General features: G+C 74.3%; 6 protein-coding genes. All 6 read right to left on the bottom strand.

The window, feature by feature from the left end; genetic code table 11:
* Positions 1 to 180 precede the first annotated feature (180 nt).
* The gene (locus tag VFZ20_RS06455) at positions 181 to 735 is read right to left on the bottom strand and encodes an NUDIX hydrolase (RefSeq protein WP_329683020.1); all 555 of its coding nucleotides are present in this window, start codon (positions 733 to 735) and stop codon (positions 181 to 183) included.
* A 53-nt stretch (positions 736 to 788) separates the two neighbouring features.
* On the bottom strand, positions 789 to 1,775 hold the full coding sequence (locus tag VFZ20_RS06450) for a hypothetical protein (protein WP_329683019.1): 987 nt from the start codon (positions 1,773 to 1,775) through the stop codon (positions 789 to 791).
* 70 nt (positions 1,776 to 1,845) lie between these two features.
* On the bottom strand, positions 1,846 to 2,322 hold the full coding sequence (locus tag VFZ20_RS06445) for a hypothetical protein (protein WP_329683018.1): 477 nt from the start codon (positions 2,320 to 2,322) through the stop codon (positions 1,846 to 1,848).
* 98 nt (positions 2,323 to 2,420) lie between these two features.
* Positions 2,421 to 2,798, bottom strand: coding sequence for a hypothetical protein (locus VFZ20_RS06440; protein WP_329683017.1), 378 nt, complete (start codon positions 2,796 to 2,798; stop codon positions 2,421 to 2,423).
* Positions 2,795 to 3,136, bottom strand: coding sequence for a hypothetical protein (locus VFZ20_RS06435; protein ID WP_329683016.1), 342 nt, complete (start codon positions 3,134 to 3,136; stop codon positions 2,795 to 2,797). Before VFZ20_RS06435 ends, VFZ20_RS06440 begins: the two co-directional genes overlap by 4 nt.
* A partial coding sequence (locus VFZ20_RS06430; protein WP_329683015.1) for an RNA polymerase sigma factor occupies positions 3,129 to 3,686 on the bottom strand: 558 nt, incomplete at its 5' end. The genes VFZ20_RS06430 and VFZ20_RS06435, both read right to left, overlap by 8 nt.

Below are 3,686 nucleotides of genomic sequence, written 5' to 3'. Positions count from 1 at the left end.
GCGCCCCCTCCGGGCTCGCGGAGCTCGCCCACCTCCCCCAATAACCCCTGGGGGAGGTTGAACTGCGCTTCACACGAAGTTCAAACTGCTGCCTCTGCTCCCTCTGCGTGAGCAATCCGTTGCAGTTCTCTGCGCCCTCCGCGGCTCTGCGTGAGAAAAGCAGTAATGCCCTGCCGTGGCTCAGAGGAGCGCGATGGCGGCGAGCGCGGAGCCGGCGGCCAGCAGGAGCGCGGACTGCGCGAGACGGCGGCGTCGGACGCGCTTCGCCTCCCGCGCGGACTCGCCGTCGGCCCACGCGGCGGGCGCGTTCGCGGCCAGGTGCACGGCCGCGTCGCGCATGACCCGCGCGAGGCCGGGGTCCACGATCATCCGCGGAAGCTGCTCCAGCGTCACCCAGCGCCGCGTGCGCTCGTGGCGCTCGGGCCAGACGGGCAGCTCCCGCGTGACGCGCATCAGGTAGACGGCCACGAGCGGTCCGTCGTCCCTCCCGCCGTGGCTGTACTGGTCGAAGAGGGCGGCGTCGATCTCGCCGCGCACGCCGGCCTCTTCCCACGCTTCCTGCCGCGCGGACGGGGCGGGCCCCAGCCGCGCCTTGACCTTGCCCTTGGGGATGATCCATCCCTCGCCCCCGCGCGGCGTCACCAGCATCACCTCCACGCCGGTGCCCGTCACGCGGTACGGCAGCGCGGCGGACTGGGGAAACGCCTGCGGATCCATCACGCGTCCATCACTCACTGAAGCTCGCCCGGGTTCACGTGTGCGCGCGACCCCGGGCGAATGCCGTGCCTTCACGGCAGCACGCAGGTAAGCCGCGCGAACGTGGCGGGCTTCTTCTTGGTCCCTTCGCTCGTGAGGACGACGGAGCCGTCCGGCGCGAAGCCGATCCCCTCGCCCTGCCGCTCCTCCAGCGCACGGAGGTCGATGCGGATGGGAGACAGGGCGCCGCTGCCCGTGAGGGACTCCGCGCGATGGATCTCCGCGGACTCCAGCGTGCGCAGGGCGATCCACCGTCCGTCCGGGCTGGCATCCGCCCCCGTGATGCGCATCGGCCGATCCACCCGCTCCGGCGACAGCACGCGGACGCGCTCCAGCACCGTTTCCGCGCCGGGCGCCGCGCTGGCCGGGGCGCGGTAGACGGCGATGGGCCCGCTCTCGCCCTTGGTGACCACGTGGATGGCGCCGTTGAGCACGAACAGCGCTTCGGCGTCGTGGGCGCCATCCGGGTAGCGCAGGCGGATGGCCTCCGCGGGCGCGGACTGCCCCGAGCGCGGCGACGGCTCCGGCACGCGGTAGACGGTGACGAAGGGGCGCCGCGCCTCGTTGTCGCCGATGTCGCCGATGAAGAGGCAGTCGCCGCCGGCGGGGCAGGGGCCCCGCGCCACGTCCTCCCAGTCTTCCAGGGCCGCCCCCGCGATCCGCACCCGGCCGACCGTCCGTCCTTCCATGTCGACGGCGTACAGCAGCGGATCGCCGGAGTCCTCGTGCGTCCAGAAGATGCCCGGGTGGGCCGCGCTCACGGCCACGCCGCTGCTTTCGCGCAGGTCGTCGTCCAGGGGCCGCGGCCCGCCGTCCGGCCGGCAGGTGGCGTCCGCCAGCTCCGGCGCGGACGGCACCGGCTTCGTGAGCGCCTCCGCGGCCCGCGGCTCGGGCACGTCCGCCGGCGCGGCCTCGATCGTCGACCGGCCGCCGCCGGTCGCGTACGCCACCGCGGCAATCATCAGGAGGGCGACGAACAGCACGCCGCCGAACTTGTACAGCCCTCTCTCCGCCATCATTCCACTCCCTTGCGATGTACGCGGCCGTCGGGGCGGGCGCGGGGACAATGCCGCGCGCCCGCCGTGGGGCCTAGCGGCGGAAGACCGCCGTCTGCCCGCCCTCCAGCCGCACCGTCAGCGTGCCGCCGTCCAGCGTGCCCGTGGCGAGGTCGTCCACGTCCACGCTCGCGGCGTCATCCGCGTCGGCGGCGTCTGCGGAATCGTCGTCGCCATCGTCGTCCGTGAAGGTGACGGCGGTGCCGGAGAGGGTGTAGCGGCCCTGCTCCGTGTCGCGGTCCTCGCGCGCGGCCTGGCCGTCGCACAGCTCGCGCTCCGTCGCCTCCAGCGTCCACGTGCCGTCCGCCAGGACGAGCGTGGCGGACACCAGCTCGTCGCGGCAGGCGCCGTCCGTCTCCACGACGGTGGGCAGCGCGCGGCCGTCCACCTGGGCCAGCGTGTACGTGCCCGGCACGCCGGGCGCGGGGTTCTGCGCGCCGGAGCGCGTGGCGGCCACCGCGAGGGCGGCGGTGCCAAGGCCCGCGAGCGCCAGGGTCTTCATCGTCATCATCCTGCCCTGCTCCTTGTCCATCGGTTTCCAGCTGGCGACGGGGCGCGAAGCCCCGGCCCGTCGTGTCCGGCATCCGCGAAAGGGCGGATGCACGGACCTCAGTCGCGGTCCGCGGAGACCCGGCTCCGCAGCCCGCTCACGCGCCGGTCGAACGCCGGACGCTGCTCCGGCGTGAGGACCTGGCGCATCTCGTTGTACGATTCGTCCGCGATGCGCTGGATGTCGGGAAGGCGGCCTTCCCAGTACGCCTCCAGCCGGTCCTCGCGCCGGTCGCGGATGTCCTCGATGCGCTCCCGCTGCGCGTCCGTAAGGCTCATCCCGGAGAACAGCCGCTCGTCGGCGGGCACGGCGTCCTCGTCCAGGAAGTCGAACCAGTCCAGCCCCAGCGCCTCTTCGGCCGCCATTCCCGCCAGCCCGCCCACGACGAAGGTGGCCGCCAGCAGCAGCGCGCCGATCATCCGCGCGGTCTGCCTCACGGCGCCGACCCCGTGTCCATGGCGCGCAGCAGCTCCGCGCCCGTGGGCACCCGACCTTCCTGCGCCCACGCCTCCGACGCGGAGACCAGCCCCTGCAGGGTTTCCGCGCGCGTCTCGCGGCGCTCCAGGGCCACCTCCACGGGGACGAGCATGAGCACCGCGGCGGCCGCGGCGGCCAGCAGGGGCCGCTGCCACCCGGCAATGAGGGTCAGCGCGTCCTGGCGGCGCTGCGCCAGGACGCCGTCCACGCGCACGAGCGTGGCGTCGAACACGGCCCGCCAGCGGGCGGGGTCGCGCGCCGGGTCCAGCGAGGACAGGTCCAGCGGTCGTTCATCCATCGCGTTCCTCCTCCAGTTCCGGCAGCAGCCCGCGGACACGGCGGCGGGCGTGGTGCAGGTGCGACCGCACGGTCCCCGCCGGCAGCCCCATGCGCTCGGCGATCTCGCGGTGCGTCCACCCTTCCAGATCGTGCAGCAGCAGCACCTCGCGGCGCTCCTCGGGCAGCGTGCGCAGGGCGGCCATCAGCCGCTCGTGCGCGTCGCCCCGCTCCGCCAGCGCCTCGGGCGATGCCCCGGCCGCGTGGATCTCCATCCCGTCGATGGAGAGGATGGGTCGGGCGCGGGCCCGCAGCTGGTCGCGGCCGCGGTTGCGGACGATCTGCATGAGCCACGCGCCAAAGCGGTCCGGCTGGCGGCACTCGTCGATGCGCTGCATGGCGGTCACGAAGGCGTCCTGGCACACGTCGTCGGCGTCCGCGTCGTCGCCGGTGACGGCGAGGGCCACGGCGCGGCAGGCGCGCAGGTAGCGCTCGGCCAGGGCACCGGCCGCCTGCCGGTCCCCGCGCCGCACGCGCGCGACCAGTCGAGCATCCGTTTCGCCGGTCATTCT

The sequence above is a fragment of the Longimicrobium sp. genome, from assembly GCF_036280135.1.
Taxonomy (GTDB): Bacteria; Gemmatimonadota; Gemmatimonadetes; order Longimicrobiales; family Longimicrobiaceae; genus Longimicrobium.
This window is presented reverse-complemented; position numbering and strand designations above follow the sequence as displayed.

Bases quoted from the DNA above. Each gene is read 5' to 3' on its own strand.
- VFZ20_RS06450 (WP_329683019.1), bottom strand. From the start codon at position 1,775: ATGATGGCGGAGAGAGGGCTGTACAAGTTCGGCGGCGTGCTGTTCGTC.
- VFZ20_RS06445 (WP_329683018.1), bottom strand. From the start codon at position 2,322: ATGATGACGATGAAGACCCTGGCGCTCGCGGGCCTTGGCACCGCCGCC.
- VFZ20_RS06435 (WP_329683016.1), bottom strand. From the start codon at position 3,136: ATGGATGAACGACCGCTGGACCTGTCCTCGCTGGACCCGGCGCGCGAC.